Here is a 22,611-nt window from a genome sequence, read left to right on the forward strand (position 1 = left end):
GTGTGGCAGACTTCGAAGCGTCATGAAGCACTATCGGGTGATTATTCTCTAGGCGCGCTCAGCCAGCTGTACCTGAGCGCGCAGACCTCTCGCACCTTGCGGGAGGTTTTTTGTTTGCCCGAACAGACCCCTCCGGAAGGCCGACCCGTATGAGCATCTCGGACGATTTCCACGTGTACGACACCACTCTGCGCGACGGTGCGCAGCAGGAGGGTCTGGCGCTGTCCGTGGCCGACAAGATCGCCATCGCGCAGCACCTGGACGAGCTGGGGGTCGGCTTCATCGAGGGCGGCTGGCCGGGTGCCGTACCCAAGGACACCGAGTTCTTCGAGCGGGCGCGGACCGAGCTGCACCTGCGGAACGCGACCTTCGCGGCCTTCGGCGCGACCTGCAAGCCGCAGGCCGTTGCCGCCGACGACCAACAGGTCGCCGCGCTCCGCGACTCCGGCGCGGGCGTCGTCACACTCGTTGCCAAGAGCCACGACGCGCACGTCGAGCGGGCGCTCCGGACGACCCTCGACGAGAACCTGCGGATGGTCGCCGACACGGTCCGGCACCTGCGGGACAACGGGCAGCGGGTCTTCCTGGACACCGAGCACTTCTTCGACGGCTACCGCGCGAACCGGGCGTACGCGCTGGAAGTGGTACGCGTGGCGGCGGAGGCGGGCGCCGACGTGGTGGCCTTGTGCGACACCAACGGCGGCACCCTGCCGCGGGAGTTGCAGGACGTCGTCCGCGACGTACTGGAGTCGACCGGGGCCAGGCTCGGCATCCACTGCCACAACGACGCCGGCTGCGCGGTGGCGAACTCGATCGCCGCCGTCGAGGCCGGCGTCACGCACGTCCAGGGCACGATCAACGGGTACGGCGAGCGCACCGGCAACGCCGACCTGCTCGCGATCGTCGCGAACCTCGAGCTGAAGCGCGGGCTGGAGCTGCTGCCCGCGGGTAACCTGGCCGAGTCGTTCCGGATCGCGCACGCGATCGCGGAGGTGACGAACGTGCCGCCGTCGAACCGGGCGCCGTACGTCGGGCTGTCGGCGTTCGCGCACAAGGCCGGGCTGCACGCGAGCGCGATCAAGGTGGACCCGGATCTCTACCAGCACACGGATCCGGCGCGGGTCGGCAACGACATGCGGATGCTGGTGTCGGAGATGGCCGGCCGGGCGAGCATCGAGCTGAAGGGCCGCGAGCTCGGGTTCGACCTCGGCAACGACCGGGAGCTCGTCGGCCGGGTGGCCGACCGGGTGAAGGACCTGGAGTCGCGCGGGTACACGTTCGAGGCGGCCGACGCGTCGTTCTCGCTGCTGCTCACCGAGGAGGTCGACGGGAAGCGGCCGAGCTTCTTCGACGTCGAGTCGTGGCGGGTGATCACCGAGTCGCGGGCCGACGGCGAGGCGGTGTCGGAGTCCACGGTGAAGCTGGTCGCGGCGGGGGAGCGGGAGATCGTCACCGGTGAGGGGAACGGCCCGGTGAACGCGCTCGACCACGCGCTGCGGACCGCGATCGAGCGCGCGTACCCGGCCGTGAACAAGTTCGAGCTGGTCGACTACAAGGTCCGGATCCTCGACCAGGGGCACGGCACGGACGCGGTGATCAGAGTTCTGATCGAGACCGCGGACGGCGAGGGCTCGTGGGTCACGGTCGGCGTCGGGCACAACATCGTCGAGGCGTCCTGGGAGGCGCTGGTCGACGGGTTCACGTTCGGCCTGCTGCGCCACAAGGAGGTCGCGCGATGAGCCTGCTGGCCGTCGAACGCGTACTCACGGTCTTCACCGCACAGGTGGCGGAGGTCGAGGGCCTGCTGGCGCGGGTCGCCGTACTGCTGAACCCGTACGACGTCCGGGAGCTGACGTTGTCGCTGGACCGGGGCGAGCTGCGGGTCGTCGTCGAGGGCAACGGCTTCGACGCCGGCCGGGTCGCCGCCCGGTTGGACAAGGTGATCGGGGTGCTGGAGGTATCCGTCAGCTCCAACTGATCAGTCTGAACTGGACAGTTTGGCCTGTCTAATTTAGTGTTGGCGATGTGATCAGTGCATCGGCGACACAAGCTGCTGGTGAGGTGCGGGTGGTCTTCGGCCGGGTCAAGCGCCGGCTGAAGGACCTCGCGGAGACCGACGACCTGACGCCGTCGCAGTTGTCGATGCTGAGCCGGCTGGACAAGGACGGCCCGGCGACGGCGAGCCAACTGGCCGCGGCGGAGCGGATCCGGCCGCAGTCGGTGGCCGCGATCCTGACCGCGCTGCGCAACGCCGACCTGATCGAGCGGCACCCCGATCCGTCCGACGGCCGACGGCAGGTGGTGTCGTTGACGTCCAAGGGCCGGCACCGGCTGCAGGGTGATCGCAAGGTCCGGCAGGAGTGGCTGGCGCAGACGTTGCAGGAGCACTGCTCGGAGGCCGAGCGGCAGACGATCATCAAGGCGCTGGCGCTGCTGGACCACGCGATCGAGGCGGCGACCGACCGTTGACGGACCACTTCGACCGGCGGCTGATCGCCCCGATGCTGGTCGGGTCGGTGCTGAACCCGATCAACTCGTCGATGCTCGCGGTCGCGCTGATCCCGATCGGCGCCGCGTTCGGCGTACCGCCGTCGCAGACCGCCTGGCTGGTCACCGGCCTGTACCTCGCGACCGCCGTCGGCCAGCCGGTGATGGGCCGGCTGGTGGACCTCTTCGGACCGCGCCCGCTCTACCTGATCGCCACCTCGCTGGTCGGTGTCGCCGGCCTGCTCGGCGCCTTCGCCCCGAACCTCGGCGTACTGATCGCCTCCCGGGTCCTGCTCGGCTTCGGTACGTCGGCGGCGTACCCGGCGGCGATGTCGCTGATCCGGACCGAGGCGGACCGGACCGGGATGGAGACGCCCGCGGTCATCCTGAGCAGCCTGTCGATCGCGAACCAGGTGATCGCGGTGATCGGCCCGACGCTGGGCGGCCTGCTGATCGGGCTCGGCGGCTGGCACCTGATCTTCACCATCAACGTGCCGCTGTCGCTGACCTGCGTTGTCCTCGGCGCACTCTGGCTGCCGCGGACCGCCCGCTCGCGGAGCGCCGGGGGACTCGACTATGCGGGGATCGTGCTGTTCGCGGCGACGTTGGTCTCGCTGATGCTGTTCCTGATGCGGCCGGCCGTGGCGCGGTGGTACCTGCTGGTGCTCGCGCTCGCTCTGGGCGTCGCTTTCGTGATCGCGCAGTTGCGGGCGATCGCGCCGTTCATCGATCTGCGGGTGCTCGGCGGCAATCGTCCGCTGATCATGACGTACCTGCGGCAGGTGCTCGCGTTCGTCGGCGCGTACTCGTTCCTGTATGGCTTCACCCAGTGGCTCGAGGAGGCGCGCGGGCTGAACGCCTCGAAGGCCGGCCTGCTGCTGTTGCCGTTGTCGCTCGCGGCAGTGGTGGTCACCGCGGTCACCGGACGGCGGGCGGCGATCCGCGGCAAACTCGTTGCCGGCGGCGCCTTTCTGCTGGCGGCCGCTGGGGCGCAGCTGTTCGTCGGCGCGAGTACGCCGGTGTGGATCCTCGCGGCCGTCGGCGTGATCGCCGGCGTACCGCAGGGGCTGAACAACCTCGCCAACCAGACCGCCCTGTACCAGCAGGCCGATCCGGCCCGGATCGGCTCGTCCGCCGGGCTGCTCCGGACCTGCGTGTACGTCGGCGCGCTGATCTCCGCGGCCGCCAACGCGCACTTCTTCCAGCACGGCGCGACAACAACCGGCCTGCACGAGATGGCGGTCTTCCTGCTCGTCGTCGCCGGCCTGCTGATGCTGGTGACCCTCCTGCAACTTCCCGAATAGAGAGGTTCCGCTGTGCCTGTCACAACTCTTGACCCGAAGACGGCGCTCGTCGTCGTCGACCTGCAGAACGGTGTCACCGCCCTGCCGGGCGACCCGCACGCCACGCCTGAGGTGATCGCCAGGACGGTCGAGCTCGCCGACGCGTTCCGCAAGCACGACCTGCTCGTCGTCCTGGTCCGGGTGAGCATCGCCGCCGACGGCGCCGACTGGGTCCCGGGCCGCACCGAGCAGGCGCCGCGCTCCGCGCGCCAGGCCCCGCCGCCGGGTGCCGACCAGATCGTCGAGCAGCTGGCCGGCCACGCCGAGGACATCGTCGTCACCAAGCGCAACTGGGGTGCGTTCCACGGCACCGACCTCGACGTCCACCTGCGCCGCCGCGGCATCACGCAGATCGTCCTGACCGGGATCGCGACCAGCATCGGCGTCGAGTCGACCGCCCGCGCGGCGTTCGAGCACGGCTACCACGTCACGCTCGCCACCGACGCGATGACCGACCTGTCCGCCGACGCCCACCACAACTCGCTGACCCGGATCTTCCCGCGCCTGGGCGAGACCGGCACCGTCGCCGAAATCATCGCCCTCCTTGGTTAGGAAGGTTTACTAATAGTTCGTTGAGCGCTAGCTTGGCTGTTTCCGCCCCACACCGCAGGAGGCAGCCATGCGCCCACTCCTACTCACCCTGATCGTCACGTTGACCGCGGGGTTCCTCGCGGGTCAACCGAGTACCGCCGCACCGCCGGCGTTCGAGCACCCCGGCGTCCTGGTCGACCAGGCGCAACTCGACTACGCACGACAGCAGGTCCAGAAGGGCGCCCAGCCCCAGAAGGCGGCGTACGACGCGATGAAGGCCAGCCCGTACGCCGCCTTGTCGTACACCCCGAAGCCGCGCGCGATCGTCGAGTGCGGCTCGAGCTCGAACCCGAACAACGGGTGCTCCGACGAGCGCAACGACGCGCTCGCGGCGTACACCCAGGCACTGATGTGGTACTTCACCCGCGACGACCGGTACGCGAAGAAGTCGATCCAGATCATGGACGCGTGGTCCGCCGTACTGAAGGACCACACCAACACCAACGCGCCGCTGCAGACCGGCTGGTCCGGCGCCTCGTTCTCGCGGTCCGGTGAGCTGATCAAGCACACGTACGGCGGCAGCTGGCCGCAGCGCGGGCGCTTCGAGAAGATGCTCCGCGACGTGTACCTGCCCGAGGTACGCAACGGCGCCGGCTGCAAGAACGGCAACTGGGAACTGATCATGACCGACGCCGCGATCGGGATCGCGGTCTTCCTCGACGACCACGCCGCCTTCGACAAGGCGCTGAGCATCTGGCGCGGCCGCCTGCCCGGGTACGTCTACGAGAAGTCCGATGGCGCGTACCCGAAGGCGCCGTCGACCTGCCCGAAGAGCAGCCGCCAGGAGATCGTCGACTATTGGCAGGGCCAATCAACCTTCACCAACGGCCTCGCCCAGGAGACCTGCCGCGACTTCGGTCACACCGGCTGGGGACTGACCGCCGCCACCCAGATCGCCGAGACCGCCTACCACCAGGGCGTCAACCTGTACGCCGAAGCCGGCAATCGTTTGACTGACGCGTACAACTTCCACACCCGCCTGGAGAACGGCGCATCGACACCGTCGAACCTCTGCGGCGGAACCGTGAAGAAGGGCCTCGGCCCGGTTACGGAGATCGTCTACAACCACTACCACAACCGCCTCGGCCGGCAACTGCCCGCAGTCCTGCAGTACACCGAGGCCAAGCGCCCGGCCGGCGCGAACTACTTCTTCGCCTGGGAGACCCTGACCCACGCGAACAATCCGCGCTGATTCGATTCCCAGGACGGCCCCCTCCGGGCTAGCGTCGTGAGCATCACTGACCTGGAGGGGGTTGTCGATGTCTCTCACCGAGCGCGAGCAGTCGGAGATCGAGCAGGCGAACACGTCCGGCAAGCCGCCCGTGGTGTTCATCCACGGGCTCTGGCTGCTGTCGAGCAGCTGGGACCGGTGGCGCCGGTTGTTCGAGGACAACGGATACAGCACGGTGGCGCCCGGCTGGCCGGACGACCCGGAGACGGTCGCCGAGGCCCGCGAGCACCCGGAGGTGTTCGCGCACAAGATGGTGCAGGCGGTGACCGATCACTACCTGGAGGCGATCCGCGGACTGGACCGGAAGCCCGCGGTGGTCGGGCATTCGTTCGGCGGGCTGATCGCGCAGAAGATCGCGGGGGAGGGCGCGGCCGCGGTCACGGTGGCGATCGACCCGGCGCCGGGCCGCGGCGTACTGCCGTTGCCGCCGTCCGCGCTGAAGTCGGGCTCGCCGGTGCTGGGGAACCCGGCGAACGCGCGGCGGTCGGTGACGCTGACGTTCGACGAGTTCAAGTACGGCTGGACGAACAACCTCGACGAGGACGAGTCCCGGCAACTGTACGACGAGTTCCACGTCGCGGCGTCCGGCGTACCGATCTTCCAGGCGGCCGTGGCGAACCTGAACCCGTTCAGCGAGACCAAGGTCGACTACAAGGCCGCGAATCGCGGCCCGATCCTGCTGATCTCGGGCGAGAAGGACCACACGGTGCCGCACGCGATCACGCACGCCGCGTACAAGCAGCACACGAAGAACGCGGGCGTCACCGAGTTCGTGGAACTTCCCGGCCGTGGCCACTCACTGGTGATCGACCACGGCTGGGAAGAGGTCGCCCGGACGGCGCTCGACTTCATCCAGAAGAACTAGCGCTCACTGGGCGGGGTGGTAGCTGACGGTCAAGTTGTCGAAGTCGTAGACGACGCTCTGGTTGCCCAGTTGGGCGGTGAACCTCGGCGCCAGCTGGTTCTGTTTGAGCCAGGGGGTGTCGAAGAGCTTGAACGAGTCGTAGTCGATCGGCTCGCCGTTCACCAGGTGGGTCGGGCCGGGGGCCGCGGTGGCGGAGTCGAACGTGATGTCGAGGTCCTTGCCGCGCAGAGTGTGGTAGATCAGCCGTGGGTTGGCGTCGTCGACGTGGCTCGTGTCCAGGCTGGTCTTCTTGAGCAGCTCGGCGGTGAACGCGTCCAGGTTCGGGTACGCCGTGGCGTCCGCGGTCTCCAGCACCCAGCCGTTGGTGTCGGCCTGGCTGCGCAGGATGTCGTAGCTGTAGGCCAGCGTCGCGGTCGGGTGGATCTGGGCCGTCGTCTTCACCTTGTTCGACGGGTCGTTCGGCGTCTGGTGGTACCAGGTCGCCGGCTTGGCCAGCTTGAAGGCGAAGTACGCCGACCCCGCGTCGACGACCGTCCAGCCGTCCACCTCCTTGCGCTGCTTGATCGAGCCGTTGGCGGGGAACATCGCGTTCAGGTAGTTGGACGTCTGATCGCCGGAGGTCTTGTAGACACCGACGGCGGTCGGACCGTCCTGCATCACCCGATGGTCGGCCGGCTGGTCGTACGAACCGATCGGCGCGTTGCCCTGGTCGGTGGACAGCCGGAACAGCGGGTTCGGCGCGTCCGACTTCCAGCGCAGGATCATCGGCTGGTCCTCGATCCAGTTGTCGACCCGCCGGTACTGGACCTCGGTGGCCAGCCCGTACGTCGGCCGCACGTAGCTCGTGCGGTAGATGTCCATCGCGTGCCCGCTGGAGTTCTGCAGGTTCGTCTTGTGTGCGGTGTACGACTTCCCGGTCGTCTGCCCGATCTGGACCGCGAGCGCCGGCGGCTTGTACGTCGTCCCCGTCCACGCGAGGAACCCGGCGTACTCGAGGTCCGGCCGGTACGCCGACGGCGCCGGGTTGTCGGACTCGCCCACGCCCTGTTGTGCGCGGTGCGCGCCGAAGTACGTCCAGGCGACGGTCGCGTGGTCGGCGGGCCGCCAGGTCGGGTCGTTGACCGAGGCGAGGTCGCCCTTGGCGCGGCTCTCCGAGGAGATCAGGTAGCCGTCGTTCCAGTCGTTCGCCCACTCGAACCACATCACGTCCATCGCCATCTTGACCTGCCGGCGGAGCTCCTGGTCGTCGGCCCACTGGTAGATCGCGTTCAGGCAGACGTACGTCATCACCGTGTACTCGGGGCTCTCGTACTCGGCCCAGCCACGGCGTACGGCGGCCTGCACCATCTCCAGGATGTTCGCCTTGTTCATCGCCATCAGCCTGGCGCCGGAGTTGCCGTTCAGGTCGACGACGTCGGGGAACGTCTGACCGACGAGGTAGCCGGTGACGTAGTTGCTCATCCGCAGGTTCTCGGTCTGGTTGAGCTTCTTGTACCCGTACTTCGCGAAGTAGTTGCGGACGTCCTGGACCATCGCCGGGCTGAACTGGTCGCCGGCCATCAGATACGCGTACATCTTCGCGACGCTCTTGTACTGCTCGTAGTCGTAGCCCTGGAAGAGCTTGTCGAGCTTGGCGAGGTTCACGTCGACGTTCTGGTGGTCGACGAGCTGCGCGGTGTACTCCGCGACGTTGATCGGGCCCTCTTCCTCCTGCATGGCCTTGGTCTTGTCCCAGAGCCACTGCGTGCGGGACTCGATCGTGCCGGGGAACGGTGCCGGCTTGGTCGGTACGCTCGCCGCGGTCGTCACATGGACCGGAGCGCTCTGCGGGCTGACGTGGCCGAACGCGTCCTTCGCGCGGACGGTGAAGTCGTACCCGGTCGACGGCATCAGCCCGCCGACGGCCGCGATCGTGGTCGAGCCGCTCACCGACGCGACCTGGTACCCGTCGCGGAACACGTCGTACCCGGTGACCCGGGTGTCGTCGGTCGACGGCTGCCACTGCAGGGCGACCCCGCTCGAGGACGGCGGACCGGCCACCAGACCGGTCGGCGTCGTCGGCGGTGACGTGTCGTTGACGGCGCCGGCGTCGTACACGCCGAGGTTGTCGACGGTGATCGCCTCGTCGGTGCCGCCGGTGTCGACGCGGACCTGGAACCCGAGCTCGACCGTCGTGACGAGCCGCTTGCCGCCGTTCGGGACGACGGTGAAGCGGTACTCCGGGATGTCGGCCTCGGTCACGGTGCCGCCGGTCGTGCTCTTGTACGCCGCTGTCGTGGTCAGACTGACCGACGGGACCGGGAACCGCGGTACGGCGACGTCGTCCCAGTTGCCGAACGAGATCTGCGCATAGATGTCCTTGGCAACGGGTTTGCTGCTGGCCGCGGTGCGCTTGAGATCGAACTGCAGCACGAACTGCTCCGCCGGACTGCCGACCGGCTGGCTGTAGATCGCGTTGACGCGGTCCTTGAGCGTGCCTGTGGAGAACCGGTGGTAGAAGTAGCTGGCCAGGTTGGCGTTCTGCGAGGAGTCGCGGAGTTCGACAGCGTTGTCGATCACCTGCTGGCTGCCGCCGCTGGTGGTGCTGGACAGCGTGAACGGGCTGACACCGGTGTCGATGCCGGTGTCCATGTCCGCGGCGAGCAGGTTGACCGGCGGATCAGCCGTTGTGGCAGCTGTTGCGCCGGAGGACTGTGCTGCGAGCAGCAGTGCGATGGACAACACCAAAGCTGAGGTTCTCACCCTCATGGATCATCCCTTTCGATTGGGCACTACTTGACGGCCCCCGTGACCAGGCCCTTGCTCCAGAACGACTGCAGTGACACGAACATCGCGACCACCGGCACGACCGACAGCAACGCCCCGGTGACGACGGTCGTGTAGCCGATGGGGTAGCCCTGCATCTCGCGCCAGCCGACCAGCCCCACGGTGACCGGCTGCAGCGAACTGTTGGCGAGCATGAGCGAGGGGAGCAGGAAGTTCGTCCAGATCGCGACGAACTGGAACAGGAAGACGGTGACCAGCGCCGGCGCCATGATCCGCATCCCCATCGCGAAGATGCGGAACTCCCGGGCACCGTCGATCCGGCCGGCCTCGATCAGCGCGTCCGGCACCGACGAGGCGGCGTAGATCCGGCTGAGATAGACACCGAACGGACTGACGATGCTCGGGATGAACACCGACCAGAACGTATTCACCACTCCGGTGTGACTGAACAGCAGATACAGCGGTACGGCGAGCACCGGCGCGGGCAGCAGTACGGCGGCCAGCACCGTACCGAAGACCGCCTCCCGTCCCGGGAACGGGAACTTCGCCAACGCGTAGCCGCACATCGCCGACAGCAGGGTCGACACGGCCCCGCCGCCGACGGCGTACAGCAACGAGTTGAGCAGCCAATGCGAGTAGATGCCGCCCTGGGCACGGAACAGCGTCTGGACGTTGTCCCACAGAGCGAAGTGGTGCCCGAGCCAGAAGCCGTTGCCGGAGAACAGGTCTCCGCTGCTCTTGGTCGCCGACACGACCAGCCACCACACCGGCAGCAGGAAGTAGAGCGCGGCAAGAGTCATGACCGCCAGCACGAACAGCCGAGAGGTCGGGCTCACCTTGGTCATGCATCAGTCCTTTTGGCGGAGGCCCGGAAGACGAGGACGGACAGTACGCAGATCAGTGCGCCGAGCACCACCGACTGCGTGGCCGCGTAGTTGAAGTTGTTGGCCGACAGCGAGCGCAGCGCGGCCATGATCGGGGTGTACGTCGACGACAGGTTCGGCGCGACGGACTTCATCGTGACGGGCTCGTTGTAGAGCTGGAACGTGCCGATGATCGAGAACACCAGCGCCATCAGCAGCGCGGGCCGGACCTGCGGCACCTTGATGAACAGCGCCGCCTTCCAGCCCGAGCAGCCGTCCACCGCGGCGGCCTCCAGCGTCTCCTCCGGGATGGCCTGCAACGCGGCGTACACGAGGATCGTGTTGTAGCCGGTCCAGGCCCAGGTCAGGATGTTCGCGATCGAGAACGGCAGCGCGCCGTCACCGACGAAGCTGAGGTGCTCGAACACGCGGGTGATCGGGCTCAGCGACGGCGCGTACAGGAACGACCAGACCAGCCCTGCGATCACGCCCGGCAACCCGTAGGGGATGAAGTACGCGATCCGGAAGAACCGCGCACCCTTCGTCGTCCGGGCGTCGAGCAGCAGCGCGAGGAACAGCGCGATGACGAGCATCGCCGGCACCTGGATGATGCCGATGAACGCCACCCGGCCGAGCGCCGCGAGGAAGTCCTTGTCCTGGAACACCTGCGTGTAGTTGCCGAAGCCGGTGAACACGGTCTCGGACCCGCCGAGCCCGAGCCCCGAGCGTTTGACCGCGAAGAAGCTCTGCTCGATCGAGTACGCGGTCGGCACCAGGTAGACGAACACGAACAGCACGAGGAACGGCAGCACGAACGGTGCGGCCCGGCGGAGCTCCTTCGTCCTCATTGGCTGACCGAGAAGCCCTGCGACTTGAGCGCGGACACGGTGTCCTGCTGGGCCTTCGCGAGCGCGTCGCCGTACGTGCTCTTCTTGGTGGGGATCTTGCCCAAGCCGTCACCGAGCGACTTGGCCGAGGTCGACATGATCGGTCCCCAGACCCAGCCGTCGTTCACCTTGCCGGCCTCGCTGCGGAACAACTTGTAGATCGGCTGACCGCCGTAGTAGCTCTGCGGTGCGTCGAGCGCCGCGTTGGTCAGACCGGGCTTGGACGCCGGCAGGATCGCGGCGGACGCGATCAGGTTCGACACCGACGCGTTGTCGGTCGACATCCAGAGCGCGAACTGGGTCGCCTCCTTCGGATGGGCGCAGCCCTTCATCACGGCCGTCGCCGATCCGCCCGAGTTGCCGACGGAGTCGCTGCCGCTCCAGCGCGGCATCGGTGCCACCGCCCACTTGCCGGCCGAACCCGCGGCGTTGTCGCGGATCAGGGACGCCGACCAGACCGGCCCGACCTCGGCCCACACCTTGCCCTTGCTCCACGCGGAGTACAGCGTCGCGTCGAACGCCGGGTACGAGGTGACGAGACCCTTGTCGAACAGCCCTTGCCAGTAGTCGCCGACCTTCTTGCCGGCGTCGGTGTCGAACGAGACCGACCAGGCGTTGTCCTTGACGCCGAACCACGGCGCGTCCGCCTGCCACGAGAAACCGGCATACAGGTACGGATCGGTCGGCAGGTTCATGATCCGCGCGGCCGGGTCCGCGGCCTTCACCTTCGCGGCGGCGTCGGCGAACTCCTCCCACGTCGTCGGTACGGCGATACCGGCCTTCTTGAACAGGTCGGCCCGGTAGAAGGTCGCCATCGGCGCGGTGTCCACCGGTACGCCGTACGCCTTGCCGTCGACGCCGACGTTGCCCCACACCCAGTCCGGGAACTGGCCCTTGTCCTTGGCGACCGCGTCGCTGACGTCCTGGAGCGCGCCCGCGGCGAGGAAGCTCGCGAACGTCTCGTACCCGATCTGGGCCAGGCACGGCGCGTTGCCGGCCTTCGCGGCGGTCAGCATCTTGTCGTAGCCGCCGGCACCGCCGTTCGTGATCGCCTCGTACTTCACGTGGATGTCCGGGTGCGTCTGGTTCCAGAGGTCGACGGACTTCTGGTAGCCGGCCGCCCAGCCCCAGAACGTGACCTCGGCCGGGCCGCTCCGACTGCTGCTGGTGCTCCCGCCACCACACCCGGCCAGTACCAGACCGGCCGCGGCCGCTGCCGTTACTGCTGCCGCCATTCGCTTGTTCATGACGCTCTCTCTGTCTCTCTGTGCAGCGTGGATCGTGTCGGGATACTTGCATACAAGTAACCCACATGCAACGATTCAGGGGTGAATCCACGACCTGCCACCGTCCGGACGCCGGATCCGACCGGGGTCCTGTCGCCGATCAGCCGGACCCGGGCCCGCACCCGGACCTCCGACCTGGTGTACGGCGAACTGGTCTCCGCGATCCGGGACCTCCGGCTCGCGCCGGGCGCCTCGCTGTCCGAGACCGAGATCGCGGACCGCCTCGAGGTGTCCCGGACCCCGGTCCGGGAGGCGATCGCGCGACTCGTCGACGCCGGCCTGGTGCACGTCGTACCGCAGGTCGGCACCCGGGTCGGGCTGATCCGGCTGCGCGAGGTGGAGGAGGCGCGGTTCGTCCGCGAGAGCCTGGAGACCTCGGCGTTCGAGGCCGCCTGCGGTACGGCGACCCTGGACGTCGGCGCGCTGCGTGAGCTGCTCGACGTACAGGAGCGGAGCTGCCGGGCCGAGGACTACGACGCGTTCTTCGAGGCCGACGAGGCGTTGCACAGCGAGATCTTCGCGCTCAGTGGGTATCCGGGCGCGTGGCAGGCGGTGCAGCGGATGAAGCTCCAGCTGGACAGGTTGCGGCGGCTCGCGCAGCCGGACGCGGCCAGCATCCGCACGCTGATCGACGAGCACCGGTTGATCGTCGACGCGCTCGAGGCGCGGGACGTCGACGGTGGCCGCGGGCTGATCAGTCGCCACGCACGGCGGGCGCACGATCTCGCGCCGGCCCTGCAGGCGCAGTACCCGGACTACTTCGTCGAATGACCATCCGGATCTCCCTCGGGCACATCGACACCTACGACGCGCGGGTCGCGACGTTCGCCCATCAGCTCGGGCTGCGTGGCGTCCAGCTGCACACGCCGGACGTGCTGCCGGGCGTGGACGGCTACTGGAGTCTGCCGGAGCTGCGCGCGCTCCGGGAGCGGTGCGACGCGGACGGGCTCGCGATCGACGGTCTGGAGAACGTTCCGCTCGCGCACTTCTGGAAGATCCAGCGCGGGCTGCCGGGCCGCGACGAGCAGCTCGAGAACTACCGGAAGACGATCCGGAACCTCGCCGCGGTCGGGATCGACCTGCTCGGGTACAACTTCCTGGCGACGTACGTGTGGCGTACGTCGATGTCCGCCGGTGGGCGTGGTGGCGCGAAGGTCAGCGCCTTCGATCTCGCGGACGTGTCGCGGGGCAACGCGCTCGCCGGGTACCGGTTGACGCCGGACGAGCCGGTGGTCGAGCCGATCGACGCGGCGCGGATGTGGGCGAACCACCAGTACTTCCTGGACGCGGTGCTGCCGGTCGCGGAGGAGGTCGGCGTACGGCTGGCGCTGCATCCGGACGATCCGCCGGTCGACGAACCGCTGGGCGGGATCGCGCGGATCTTCACCTCGCCGGCCGCACTCGGCCGGGCCCGTGCGCAGGCGGGTGGCAGTCCGGTGTGGGGGTTGAACCTCTGCCTCGGCACGGTGTCGGAGATGGCGGGGGAGGACAGCGTCAACGAGGTCATCGACCTGCTCGGGCCGGCGATCTGGTACGTGCATTTCCGGGATGTGCAGGGGACGGTGCCGCGGTTCAGCGAGTGCTTCCTGGGGGAGGGGAACTTCGATCCGGCGCGGGTGATCCGGCGGTTGCAGGCGGCCGGGTTCGACGGGTTCCTGATCGACGATCACGTGCCGGCGATGATCGGCGATCTCGACACCTGGGGCGACATTTCCTCGGAGGCGTACTGCAGCCGGGGCCGGGCGCACGCGATCGGCTATCTGCAGGGCGTCCTGAACGGGATCGGAGCAACTGATGGCTGAGTTCGACGGCAAGGTCGCGATCGTCACCGGCGGGCTGAGCGGGATCGGCGCGGCGGCCGCCGAGTTGCTGTCGTCGCGCGGCGCGACCGTCGTCGCAGCGGGACTGCCCGGTCCTGCGTCGGCCGGCGTCGAGCTCGACGTGACCGACGCGGCCGGGTGCTTCCAGCTTGTCGACGAGGTCGTTCGCACGCACGGGAGACTCGACATCGTGGTCGCCGCCGCCGGGATCCAGCGGTACGGCGACGTGGTGGAGACGACTGCGGAGGAATGGCAGACCGTCCTCGACGTCAACGTGACCGGCGCGTTCAACATCGTCAAACCCGCGCTCCCGCACCTGCGCGCCCGGGGTGCGGGTGCGATCGTGCTCGTCTCCTCGGTGCAGGCGTTCGTCACCCAGGAATCCGTCGCCGCCTACACCACCAGCAAAGGCGCCCTCAACGCCCTCACGCGCTCCATCGCCGTCGACGAAGCCGCCCACGGCATCCGGGCGAACACCGTCTGCCCCGGCTCCGTCGACACCCCGATGCTGCGCGCCTCCGCCCGCACCTTCAGCGACGGCAGCCCCGTGGGCGAACAGCAGCTGATCGACACCTGGGGCCGGATGCACCCGCTCGGCCGCGTCGCCCGCCCCGCCGAGGTCGCCGAAGCCATCGCGTTCCTCGCCGGCGACCGCTCGTCCTTCATCACCGGCATCGCCCTCCCGGTCGACGGCGGCCTCCTCGCGAAGGCCGCCGTACTGCTTCCGGACTGACGGGGCGGAAGGCCCGCGGAGCGGCGAGTTGCACCGCGGGCCTTCCTGATCGGGGTCAGTCCCAGCTCAGGCCGCTGGAGGACTGGTACTCGATCACGCGGGTCTCGAAGAAGTTCTTCTCCTTCTTCAAGTCCATCACCTCTGACATCCATCCGAAGGGGTTCCGCGTTTCACCGAAAATCGGATTCAGTCCGATTTGTTCCGCTCTGCGGTCGGTGACGAAGTGCATGTACTGCTCGCACAGGTCCGCGGTCAGGCCGAGCATCCCGTTCGGCATCGTCGCCCGCCCGTACGCCACCTCCAGCTCGCAGGCCTCGGTCAGCATCTGCCTCACCTCGGCCTGGAACTCGGTGGTCCACAGGTGCGGGTTCTCCTGCTTGATCTGGTTGATGCAGTCGATGCCGAAGTTCAGGTGGATCGACTCGTCGCGCAGGATGTACTGGTACTGCTCGGCGATCCCGACCATCTTGTTCCGCCGGCCGAGCGACAGGATCTGCGCGAACCCGGTGTAGAACCACATCCCCTCGAACACCACGTAGAACGCGATCAGGTCGCGCAGGAACGCGGTGTCGGCCGCCGGCGTACCGGTGCGGAAGTCCGGGTCCTCCAGGTGCTGGGTGTACTTCAGCGCCCACGCGTCCTTGTCGGAGATCGACGGGACCTCGCGGTACATGTTGAACAGCTCGCCCTCGTCGAGGCCCAGCGACGTACAGATGTACTGGAAGGTGTGCGTGTGCACCGCCTCCTCGAACGCCTGGCGCAGCAGGTACTGCCGGCACTCGGGGTTGCTCAGCTGGCGGTACACCGCGAGCACGATGTTGTTCGCGACCAGGGACTCCGCGGTGGCGAAGAACCCGAGGTTGCGTTTGAGCATCAGCCGCTCGTCGTCGGTCAGGCCGTTGCGGGACTTCCACAACGAGATGTCCGCCTGCATCGAGACTTCCGTGGGCATCCAGTGGTTGTTGCAGGCGGCGAGGTACTTCTCCCAGGCCCACGTGTACTTCAGCGGCAGCAGCTGGTTGACGTCCGCGCGCGAGTTGATCATCGCCTTGTCGGCGACCTGCACGCGGTCCGCTCCGATCGAAATCGCGCTCACTGGCAGGCCTCGCAGTCCGGGTCGTCGATGGAGCAGACCGCTCCGGTGGGCTCGGGAAGGGCGACGGCGACCGCGTTCAGCCGGCCGTCGGTGCCTTGCAACGTGGACTTCTCCACATGGGTAGCTGACTGGGAACGCAGGTAATAAGTCGTCTTGAGGCCATAGCGCCACGCTGACCGGTAAAGCTCATCCAGCGCGCGACCGGACGGCTTGGCCATGTAGAGGTTCAGCGACTGCGCCTGGTCGATCCACTTCTGCCGCCGCGAGGCAGCCTTCACCAGCCACATCGGGTCGATCTCGAACGCGGTCGCGTACAGCTCGCGCAGGTCCGCGGGGATCCGCTCGATCCCGGCCAGGACGCCGTCGTGGTACTTCAGGTCCGACACCATCACCTGGTCCCACAGCCCGCGCGCCTTCAGGTCCGCGACCAGGTACGGGTTCGCGACCGTGAACTCGCCGGACATGTTCGACTTCACGAACAGGTTGCTGTACGTCGGCTCGATCGACTGGCTCACGCCGCAGATGTTCGAGATCGTCGCGGTCGGCGCGATCGCCATGACGTTCGAGTTCCGCATGCCGTCGCGCAGCACCTTCGCGCGCAGCGTCTCCCAGTCCAGCCGGGTGCTCCGGTCGATCACCACCTCGCCGTCGCGCGCCGTGTGCAGCAGGTCGAGCGAGTCGATCGGCAGGATCCCCAGACTCCACAGCGACTCGTCGTACGACGAGTACCGGCCGCGCTCGGCGGCGAGCTCACTGGACGCCTCGACCGCGTAGTAGCTGATCTCCTCCATCGAGCTGTCCGCGAACTCGACCGCCGCATCGGAGGCGTACGGAATCCGTAGCTTCGCGAGCGCGTCCGCGAACCCCATCAGCCCGAGCCCGACCGGCCGGTGCCGCTGGTTCGCCCGCTCGGCCTCCGGGGTCGTGTAGAAGTTCACGTCGATGACGTTGTCGAGCATCCGCACCGCTGTCCTGACGGTGTCCCGGAGCAGGCCGGCGTCGAGCCCGTCCGCGGTCAGGTGCGCGACCAGGTTGACCGAGCCGAGGTTGCAGACCGCGGTCTCGTCGACGGTCGTGTTCAGCGTGATCTCGGTGCACAGGTTCGACGAGTGGACGACCCCGTCGTGCTGCTGCGGCGACCGGAGGTTACAGGCGTCCTTGAACGTGATCCACGGATGCCCGGTCTCGAACAGCACCGTCAGCATCCGCCGCCACAGGTCGACCGCCTTGACCCGCTTGAACACCCGGATCTCGCCACGATCCGCGGCCGCCTCGTACCCACGGTAGACCTCCGCGAACGCGACACCGTACAACTCGTGCAGCTCCGGCACCTCGTCCGGCGAGAACAACGTCCACTCCGCACCGGCCTCGACCCGCTGCATGAACAGATCCGGCACCCAGTTCGCGGTATTCATGTCGTGCGTCCGCCGTCGCTCGTCCCCGGTGTTCTTCCGCAGGTCGAGAAACTCCTCGATGTCGACATGCCACGTCTCGAGGTACGCACACACCGCCCCCCGGCGACGGCCGCCTTGATTCACTGCGACGGCGGTGTCGTTGGCGACCTTCATGAACGGGACCACGCCCTGGGACTCGCCGTTGGTGCCGTGGATCTTGGCGCCGATGCCGCGGATGGGGGTCCAGTCGTTGCCGAGGCCGCCGGAGTACTTGGCGAGCAGGGCGTTGTTGCGGATGCCGGTGAAGATGCCGGACAGGTCGTCCTGGACCGTGGTGAGGAAGCAGGACGAGAGTTGCGGGCGGGTGGTGCCGGAGTTGAAGAGCGTCGGCGTCGAGGACATGAAACGGAACGAGCTGAGCAGTCGGTAGAACTCGATCGCTCGGGCCTCGCGGTCGTCCTCGCGCAGCGCCATGCCCATCGCGACCCGGAGGAAGAACGCCTGCGGAAGCTCGTAGCGCACCTTGTCGACATGCAGCAGGTATCGGTCGTACAGGGTCTGCAGGGCAAGGAACGTGAAGGTCAGGTCGGCGTCGGGGTCGATCGCGGCGGCCAGCCGGTCGAGGTCGAAGGTGGCCAGCTCGGGGTCGAGCTGCCCGGCCTCGATACCGACCTCGATGTACCGCGCGAAGTAGGTCCTGTACGCCGCCCGCATGTCGGCCTGGCTGGCCTGCCGGGGCTCGCCGTGCACCCGGCCGAGCGCCTCCCGGCGGATCCGGTCCAGCAGGAGGCGGGACGCGGCGAAGCTGTACTGCGGCTCGGTCTCGACGTACGACCGGGCGGCCATCACCAGCGCGAGCTCGACCTCGTGCTGGGCGATGCCGTCGTAGCAGGCGCCGAGCGTCTCGTTCAGGATCAGTTCGGGGTCGACGGCGTCCAGGCCGGCGGCGGCCTCGGCGACCACGACGCGGAGCCGGTCGACGTCCAGCGGGGACCGGCTGCCGTCGGCCGCGCGGACGGTCAGCGCCGGCTTCTCGGTGATGCCGGACGGGTCGGCGGGCGTGCGGGCCTTGGTCCGCTCCTCGCGGTACAGCACGTAGGCGCGGGCGACCTGGTGCTCGCCGGCGCGCATCAGCGCCAGCTCGACCTGGTCCTGGATGTCCTCGACCTGCACGCTGCGGCGGACCTCACCGCGGCTGGTCAAGGCGGTCACGACCCGGCCGGTCAGGTCGGCCACCAGGTCCCGGACCCGGTGGGTGCTGCCGGCGTCGGCGCCCTCGACAGCGAGGAACGCCTTCGACATCGCGACGGAGATCTTGGTGACGTCGAACGGAGTACTGCTGCCGTCGCGGCGGACGACGGTCAGCTCGATGGCCGCGCCCGTCTCCACAGGTGACGAAGAAGCAATGGTCACAGGTATGCGCTCCAGAAGAGTTCGGAGACCCGTGAGGTCTCGGACCGCGTGCACCGGCGGTACACGCACCGATGTCCGGGCATGCCAATACCACATCTTGTGGCATGAGACTCCCCGAACCACCAGTGGTAGTGATGCTAGGCGGGGAGATCTAGATCTTGTGGTAGCGCCACGCCGCAGATCGCACATCTTGTGTCCTCACGCCGCGACCGCGTACAGATCCTGGAGCGTCATGATCTCGGAGCCGTGATGGATCAGCTCCCGGTTGAGTCGCAGGACGACATGCCCGAACGGCTCGGCGGCGTCGAGTTCGTTCGCCTGGCTGAGGCCGACGGTCATCGCCTCGCTCTCGTCCAGGTCGGCGATCGCCTCCTGCCAGGCCTCGACCCAGTACGTCAGCCAGGCGACCGCGTCCTGTGCGTTGCCGTGCAGCGTGATGTCCGCGCGACCCTGCCGGCTCGCGCCGAACGTCCACTCCCAGCGCTCGAAGAACGTCTCGGTCAGATGCGCGATCAGCCACGCGATCGTCCGTGGTCCGCGATGGTCCGGCTCGTCCGGCCACTGGGCGACCCACTCGCCGGACCCGAGCGGCCGGTACTGCCCGGTGTAGTGCCGGCGTACGACGGTCAGCGCCTCACTGCTCGGTCTCCAGAAGTACTGCTCGTCGGTGAGTTGGTTGAGGCGGCCGGACAGCACCATCCAGCTGAAGCCCAGTTGGCCGCGGACCATCGCCATCGCCGAAGGCCGGTGCAGGATGTCCCAGTCGAACGCCGCCATCTCAACTCTCCCCGGTACGATCGAACATGTGTTCGAATTCTTGCTCGATCTCCGGAGGAAAGTCAAACGCCTAGCGTGTCGGTCCTGGCCTCGGTGGAACCGGTCTGCTAGGCCGCTCGATCCGCGTGTCCGCGGCCGGGCTCGCGAACCGGCGTTCGAGCAACGTGAAGGCGTCGATCAGCTCGGGCGCCTCGTAGACCCGGTTGCGCCGGCCGTCGGTGAGCTCCCGCAGTACGCCGACCTCGACCAGGCGGGCGAGGCCCTGGTTCGCGGCCTGCTGCGAGCGGTCGATCAGCTGTGCCGCGGCCGCGAGGGTCAGCACCGGCGCGGCCGGCAGCGCCTCGATCAGGAGCTCGGCCGCGGAACCCGCCCGCAGCGGTGCGGCCCGCTCCCGCCAGGCGGTCTTGAGATTCGCGGCCGTCTGCTCGAAGCGGGCGGCCTCGGCGGTCGCATGCGTGCAGGACGTCGCGAACATCCGCAGCCACGGGTTCGCGGCCGCGCGGGCCTTGGCGGTGGTGGCGCGTCCGACGTACCGGAAGGCGGTCAGCGCGTCGACGTACTCGCCCGCGTGGGTGGCGAGCGCGAGGGAGACCGGTGGGACGGTCCGCGTGATCAGCCCGTCGGCGCGCAGGATCAGGTGGATCAGCGCCCGCCCGGTCCGGCCGTTGCCGTCGGCAAACGGATGGATGGTCTCGAACTGCGCGTGCGCGATCGCGGTCTTCGCCAGCACCGGCAGCCGCGACTCGCGGACGAACGTCATCAGGTCCGCGAGCAGGTCGGGCACCAGCTGTGCGGGTGGCGGGACGTAGTACGCCTCGGCGGGGGAGCGGCCGCCGATCCAGTTCTGCAGGTAGCGGATCTCGCCGCCGTACTCCGGGTGCGGCGACGGCGCCATCAACCGGCGGTGCGCCTCCAGCAGATGGTCGACCTCGAGTTTGTCGCCGGCCTGCACGGACTCGGTCACCCAGGTCATCGCGTCGACCGCGCCGAGCACCTCCTCGGCGGTCACGTCGCGGATCCGGTCCCGCAGTACGTCGGCCTTCAGCAACCGCCGCGCGCCGACGACCAGGCCCTCGATGTGCGACGACCCGACCGCCTCGGCCCGCAGCAGCAACCGCGCCAGTGCCTCACTATTGGTCAGTACGGCGGCGGTCGCGTCCAGGCGGGCGAGATCGCCGGCCGCGTCCTCGAGCAGCGCGAGCACGTCGTCGGGCAGGTCGAAGTCGCGCCCGGTCAGCGGGTCGGGCAGATACAGCTCGTACGACCCGCCGAGGCGCTCCGCCCGGGTGAACCCATCGGGGTGCCCGGGCCAGCGGTGCAACTCGACCCTCGCCATACCCTTATTCAAGCTTATCCACAAACCTTGAACAAGAGCTGTGGATAAAGTGGCCCAGGCGGCGGGCAGACTGGTGCTTGTGACTCTGGACGCGCAGACGCAGCAGATGGTGGCCGCCAACCAGGCCGACTGGGACGCCCGGGCGCCGCTGCACGCAGCGAGCGCGTTCTACGACAAGCCCGCCGAATACTGGTTCGCCGACTACGAGTGGGCGGACCTCGGCCCGCTCGACGGTCGCGACGTACTGCATCTGCAGTGTCATCTCGGCACGGAGACGATCGAGTTCGCGCGCCGCGGTGCACGGACCAGTGGGCTCGACCTGTCGGAGAAGTCGCTGGAGGCGGCGAACCGGATCGCCGCCCGCGCCGGGGTGGACGTCGAGTACCTGCAGGCCAATGTGTACGACGCGGCGCAGGCGGTCGAGGGGCGGCAGTTCGACATCGTCTACACGGGCAAGGGCGCGCTCTGTTACCTCCCGGACCTGAAGCAGTGGGCGGACACCGTCCGTGACCTGCTGAAGCCCGGCGGATTCCTGTACCTCGTCGAGTTCCACCCGCTGCTGAACGCGCTCCGCGAGGTCAGCCTCCCCGGGGAGTCCGACGACCTGACCCTCCGCGCCGACTACCTCGATGGCCGCGGCGCGATCGCGCACGACTCCACCGTGACCTACACCGGCGACGAGGTCCCCGGCCGGCAGACCAGCTACGAATGGCGCCATGGCCTCGGCGAGATCGTCAGCACGCTCGCGTCGGCGGGCTTCGGGATCAGCACATTGCGCGAGTCCGAAGTGCTCCCGTGGCCGCGCTGGCCGCGGATGCAGCAGACCCCCGAGGGCTGGTGGCGGCTCCCGGACGACGCCCCGCGGATCCCCTTGTTCTTCGCGCTGAAGGCCACTCGATGAGCCGCGCCGACCGCGAACACGACCTGGTCGCGTACTACACGGGCGAGCTGCACGCCCGGGTCGATCGCGAACTCGCCGAGCCGCGCGTAGCCCGCCGTTCGGCGTACCTCGACCAGTTGCGGGTGGAGAGCCGGCGGACGGTCGTGGAGATCGGCTCCGGCCCCGGCCGGGACGGGGAGGCGATCGCGGCGGCGGGCTTCGACTACACCGGCGTGGACCTGTCGCCCGCGAGCGTAGAAGCCTGCCGCGCATTGGGTCTGCGCGCGGAGGTTGCGTCGGTGCTCGAGTTGCCGTTCTCGGACAGCACCTTCGACGCGGGCTGGACGATGAGCACGCTGCTGCATGTGGCTGACGAGGACCTCGACCAGGCGCTGCGGGAGATTGTGCGTGTTCTGCGGCCCGGCGCTCCGTTGGCGATCGGGTTGTGGGGAGACCTAAACGGCAGTGAGCACGTCTGGGAAGACGGCAAGGGCTACGGGCCCGGGCGGTTCTTCAGCATCCGCTCCGACGACGGGCTCCGATCGGTCCTGGACCGGTACGGCGAAGTCGAGCAGTGGGCGACCTGGGACGAGGACCGCGTCATGCACTACCAGTGGGCGGTGCTTCGGGTCAGCGCTTCTTAGGTCCGCGGAACGCGACGAAGATCAGGGCTACACCGAAGGCGGCGACGATTGGACCGACGGTCGCCCAGAGGGTCTGCCCGGTCATCGAACTGCCCTTGAGGTAACCGAGCCCCTGAAAGGTCCAGACGCCACCGACCGCGATCAGCAGTGCGGCGAAGGCGATGGCGACGATCTTTCCCATGCCTGCAGCCTAGCGCGA

General features: G+C 68.4%; 21 protein-coding genes. 12 read left to right on the forward strand and 9 right to left on the reverse strand.

Annotation, left to right across the window (positions count from 1 at the left end; all coding sequences use genetic code 11):
- Positions 1 to 149: 149 nt before the first annotated feature.
- From cimA to ACQHIV_RS01865, 7 genes are all read left to right on the forward strand, one after another.
- Entirely contained in the window at positions 150 to 1,739 is a 1,590-nt protein-coding gene (gene cimA, locus ACQHIV_RS01835) for a citramalate synthase (protein ID WP_427891016.1), read from the forward strand.
- Entirely contained in the window at positions 1,736 to 1,978 is a 243-nt protein-coding gene (locus ACQHIV_RS01840) for a hypothetical protein (protein ID WP_427891018.1), read from the forward strand. Before cimA ends, ACQHIV_RS01840 begins: the two co-directional genes overlap by 4 nt.
- Positions 1,979 to 2,025: 47 nt before the next feature.
- A complete protein-coding gene (locus ACQHIV_RS01845) occupies positions 2,026 to 2,469 on the forward strand; it encodes a MarR family winged helix-turn-helix transcriptional regulator (RefSeq protein ID WP_427891020.1) in 444 nt (147 codons plus the stop codon).
- The gene (locus ACQHIV_RS01850; protein WP_427891022.1) at positions 2,466 to 3,791 is read left to right on the forward strand and encodes an MFS transporter; all 1,326 of its coding nucleotides are present in this window, start codon (positions 2,466 to 2,468) and stop codon (positions 3,789 to 3,791) included. The genes ACQHIV_RS01845 and ACQHIV_RS01850 overlap by 4 nt, the downstream gene beginning before the upstream one ends.
- Before the next feature lie 12 nt (positions 3,792 to 3,803).
- Positions 3,804 to 4,382 carry an isochorismatase family protein gene (locus ACQHIV_RS01855; RefSeq protein ID WP_427891024.1) on the forward strand — a complete coding sequence of 193 codons (579 nt, stop codon included), beginning with the start codon at positions 3,804 to 3,806 and terminating at the stop codon, positions 4,380 to 4,382.
- Positions 4,383 to 4,449: 67 nt separating this feature from the next.
- On the forward strand, positions 4,450 to 5,613 hold the full coding sequence (locus ACQHIV_RS01860; protein ID WP_427891026.1) for an alginate lyase family protein: 1,164 nt from the start codon (positions 4,450 to 4,452) through the stop codon (positions 5,611 to 5,613).
- A 67-nt stretch (positions 5,614 to 5,680) separates the two neighbouring features.
- Positions 5,681 to 6,517 carry an alpha/beta hydrolase gene (locus ACQHIV_RS01865; protein WP_427891028.1) on the forward strand — a complete coding sequence of 279 codons (837 nt, stop codon included), beginning with the start codon at positions 5,681 to 5,683 and terminating at the stop codon, positions 6,515 to 6,517.
- Positions 6,518 to 6,520: 3 nt separating this feature from the next.
- Here the strand turns inward: ACQHIV_RS01865 and ACQHIV_RS01870 are convergent, their stop codons facing one another.
- The 4 genes from ACQHIV_RS01870 to ACQHIV_RS01885 are packed head-to-tail and all read right to left on the reverse strand — an operon-like array spanning position 6,521 to position 12,280.
- Positions 6,521 to 9,265 carry a fibronectin type III domain-containing protein gene (locus ACQHIV_RS01870; protein ID WP_427891030.1) on the reverse strand — a complete coding sequence of 915 codons (2,745 nt, stop codon included), beginning with the start codon at positions 9,263 to 9,265 and terminating at the stop codon, positions 6,521 to 6,523.
- A gap of 23 nt (positions 9,266 to 9,288) precedes the next feature.
- The gene (locus ACQHIV_RS01875; RefSeq protein WP_427891032.1) at positions 9,289 to 10,128 is read right to left on the reverse strand and encodes a carbohydrate ABC transporter permease; all 840 of its coding nucleotides are present in this window, start codon (positions 10,126 to 10,128) and stop codon (positions 9,289 to 9,291) included.
- A complete protein-coding gene (locus tag ACQHIV_RS01880; RefSeq protein WP_427891034.1) occupies positions 10,125 to 10,994 on the reverse strand; it encodes a carbohydrate ABC transporter permease in 870 nt (289 codons plus the stop codon). The genes ACQHIV_RS01875 and ACQHIV_RS01880 overlap by 4 nt, the downstream gene beginning before the upstream one ends.
- The gene (locus ACQHIV_RS01885) at positions 10,991 to 12,280 is read right to left on the reverse strand and encodes an extracellular solute-binding protein (protein ID WP_427891036.1); all 1,290 of its coding nucleotides are present in this window, start codon (positions 12,278 to 12,280) and stop codon (positions 10,991 to 10,993) included. Before ACQHIV_RS01885 ends, ACQHIV_RS01880 begins: the two co-directional genes overlap by 4 nt.
- Before the next feature lie 81 nt (positions 12,281 to 12,361).
- Here ACQHIV_RS01885 and ACQHIV_RS01890 point away from each other — a divergent pair, with 81 nt between their 5' ends.
- From ACQHIV_RS01890 to ACQHIV_RS01900, 3 genes are read left to right on the forward strand one after another with little or no spacing between them, the layout of a single operon-like run.
- A complete protein-coding gene (locus ACQHIV_RS01890; protein WP_427891038.1) occupies positions 12,362 to 13,090 on the forward strand; it encodes a GntR family transcriptional regulator in 729 nt (242 codons plus the stop codon).
- Positions 13,087 to 14,121, forward strand: a complete 1,035-nt coding sequence (locus ACQHIV_RS01895; RefSeq protein ID WP_427891040.1) for a mannonate dehydratase — start codon at positions 13,087 to 13,089, stop codon at positions 14,119 to 14,121. The genes ACQHIV_RS01890 and ACQHIV_RS01895 overlap by 4 nt, the downstream gene beginning before the upstream one ends.
- Positions 14,114 to 14,872 carry an SDR family NAD(P)-dependent oxidoreductase gene (locus ACQHIV_RS01900; protein ID WP_427891042.1) on the forward strand — a complete coding sequence of 253 codons (759 nt, stop codon included), beginning with the start codon at positions 14,114 to 14,116 and terminating at the stop codon, positions 14,870 to 14,872. The genes ACQHIV_RS01895 and ACQHIV_RS01900 overlap by 8 nt, the downstream gene beginning before the upstream one ends.
- A gap of 55 nt (positions 14,873 to 14,927) precedes the next feature.
- On the opposite strand, the gene ACQHIV_RS01905 is transcribed toward ACQHIV_RS01900, so the two are convergent.
- The 4 genes from ACQHIV_RS01905 to ACQHIV_RS01920 all read right to left on the reverse strand — a co-directional run bounded on the left by ACQHIV_RS01905 (position 14,928) and on the right by ACQHIV_RS01920 (position 20,888).
- On the reverse strand, positions 14,928 to 15,968 hold the full coding sequence (locus ACQHIV_RS01905) for a ribonucleotide-diphosphate reductase subunit beta (protein ID WP_427891044.1): 1,041 nt from the start codon (positions 15,966 to 15,968) through the stop codon (positions 14,928 to 14,930).
- Entirely contained in the window at positions 15,965 to 18,775 is a 2,811-nt protein-coding gene (locus ACQHIV_RS01910; RefSeq protein WP_427891045.1) for a ribonucleoside-diphosphate reductase subunit alpha, read from the reverse strand. The genes ACQHIV_RS01905 and ACQHIV_RS01910 overlap by 4 nt, the downstream gene beginning before the upstream one ends.
- 198 nt (positions 18,776 to 18,973) lie before the next feature.
- Positions 18,974 to 19,552, reverse strand: coding sequence for a DinB family protein (locus ACQHIV_RS01915; RefSeq protein ID WP_427891047.1), 579 nt, complete (start codon positions 19,550 to 19,552; stop codon positions 18,974 to 18,976).
- 70 nt (positions 19,553 to 19,622) lie between these two features.
- Complete coding sequence (locus ACQHIV_RS01920) at positions 19,623 to 20,888, reverse strand: Fic family protein (protein WP_427891049.1); 1,266 nt, start codon at positions 20,886 to 20,888, stop codon at positions 19,623 to 19,625.
- Between the two features lie 79 nt (positions 20,889 to 20,967).
- On the opposite strand from ACQHIV_RS01920, the gene ACQHIV_RS01925 reads away from it, so the two are divergent.
- The gene (locus ACQHIV_RS01925) at positions 20,968 to 21,789 is read left to right on the forward strand and encodes a class I SAM-dependent methyltransferase (protein WP_427891050.1); all 822 of its coding nucleotides are present in this window, start codon (positions 20,968 to 20,970) and stop codon (positions 21,787 to 21,789) included.
- On the forward strand, positions 21,786 to 22,412 hold the full coding sequence (locus ACQHIV_RS01930; protein ID WP_427891052.1) for a class I SAM-dependent methyltransferase: 627 nt from the start codon (positions 21,786 to 21,788) through the stop codon (positions 22,410 to 22,412). Before ACQHIV_RS01925 ends, ACQHIV_RS01930 begins: the two co-directional genes overlap by 4 nt.
- Here the strand turns inward: ACQHIV_RS01930 and ACQHIV_RS01935 are convergent.
- Positions 22,399 to 22,593 carry a hypothetical protein gene (locus ACQHIV_RS01935; RefSeq protein ID WP_380196510.1) on the reverse strand — a complete coding sequence of 65 codons (195 nt, stop codon included), beginning with the start codon at positions 22,591 to 22,593 and terminating at the stop codon, positions 22,399 to 22,401. The genes ACQHIV_RS01930 and ACQHIV_RS01935 overlap by 14 nt on opposite strands.
- Positions 22,594 to 22,611 lie beyond the last annotated feature (18 nt).

Source organism: Kribbella polygonati (assembly GCF_050320105.1).
Classification (GTDB): domain Bacteria; phylum Actinomycetota; class Actinomycetes; order Propionibacteriales; family Kribbellaceae; genus Kribbella.

What these genes read in the sequence shown, in the direction of transcription:
- cimA (WP_427891016.1), top strand. Translation starts at nt 150, where the DNA reads ATGAGCATCTCGGACGATTTCCACGTGTACGACACCACTCTGCGCGAC.
- ACQHIV_RS01840 (WP_427891018.1), top strand. Translation starts at nt 1,736, where the DNA reads ATGAGCCTGCTGGCCGTCGAACGCGTACTCACGGTCTTCACCGCACAG.
- ACQHIV_RS01860 (WP_427891026.1), top strand. Translation starts at nt 4,450, where the DNA reads ATGCGCCCACTCCTACTCACCCTGATCGTCACGTTGACCGCGGGGTTC.
- ACQHIV_RS01865 (WP_427891028.1), top strand. Translation starts at nt 5,681, where the DNA reads ATGTCTCTCACCGAGCGCGAGCAGTCGGAGATCGAGCAGGCGAACACG.
- ACQHIV_RS01870 (WP_427891030.1), bottom strand. Translation starts at nt 9,265, where the DNA reads ATGAGGGTGAGAACCTCAGCTTTGGTGTTGTCCATCGCACTGCTGCTC.
- ACQHIV_RS01875 (WP_427891032.1), bottom strand. Translation starts at nt 10,128, where the DNA reads ATGACCAAGGTGAGCCCGACCTCTCGGCTGTTCGTGCTGGCGGTCATG.
- ACQHIV_RS01880 (WP_427891034.1), bottom strand. Translation starts at nt 10,994, where the DNA reads ATGAGGACGAAGGAGCTCCGCCGGGCCGCACCGTTCGTGCTGCCGTTC.
- ACQHIV_RS01885 (WP_427891036.1), bottom strand. Translation starts at nt 12,280, where the DNA reads ATGAACAAGCGAATGGCGGCAGCAGTAACGGCAGCGGCCGCGGCCGGT.
- ACQHIV_RS01895 (WP_427891040.1), top strand. Translation starts at nt 13,087, where the DNA reads ATGACCATCCGGATCTCCCTCGGGCACATCGACACCTACGACGCGCGG.
- ACQHIV_RS01900 (WP_427891042.1), top strand. Translation starts at nt 14,114, where the DNA reads ATGGCTGAGTTCGACGGCAAGGTCGCGATCGTCACCGGCGGGCTGAGC.
- ACQHIV_RS01915 (WP_427891047.1), bottom strand. Translation starts at nt 19,552, where the DNA reads ATGGCGGCGTTCGACTGGGACATCCTGCACCGGCCTTCGGCGATGGCG.
- ACQHIV_RS01920 (WP_427891049.1), bottom strand. Translation starts at nt 20,888, where the DNA reads ATGGCGAGGGTCGAGTTGCACCGCTGGCCCGGGCACCCCGATGGGTTC.
- ACQHIV_RS01930 (WP_427891052.1), top strand. Translation starts at nt 21,786, where the DNA reads ATGAGCCGCGCCGACCGCGAACACGACCTGGTCGCGTACTACACGGGC.
- ACQHIV_RS01935 (WP_380196510.1), bottom strand. Translation starts at nt 22,593, where the DNA reads ATGGGAAAGATCGTCGCCATCGCCTTCGCCGCACTGCTGATCGCGGTC.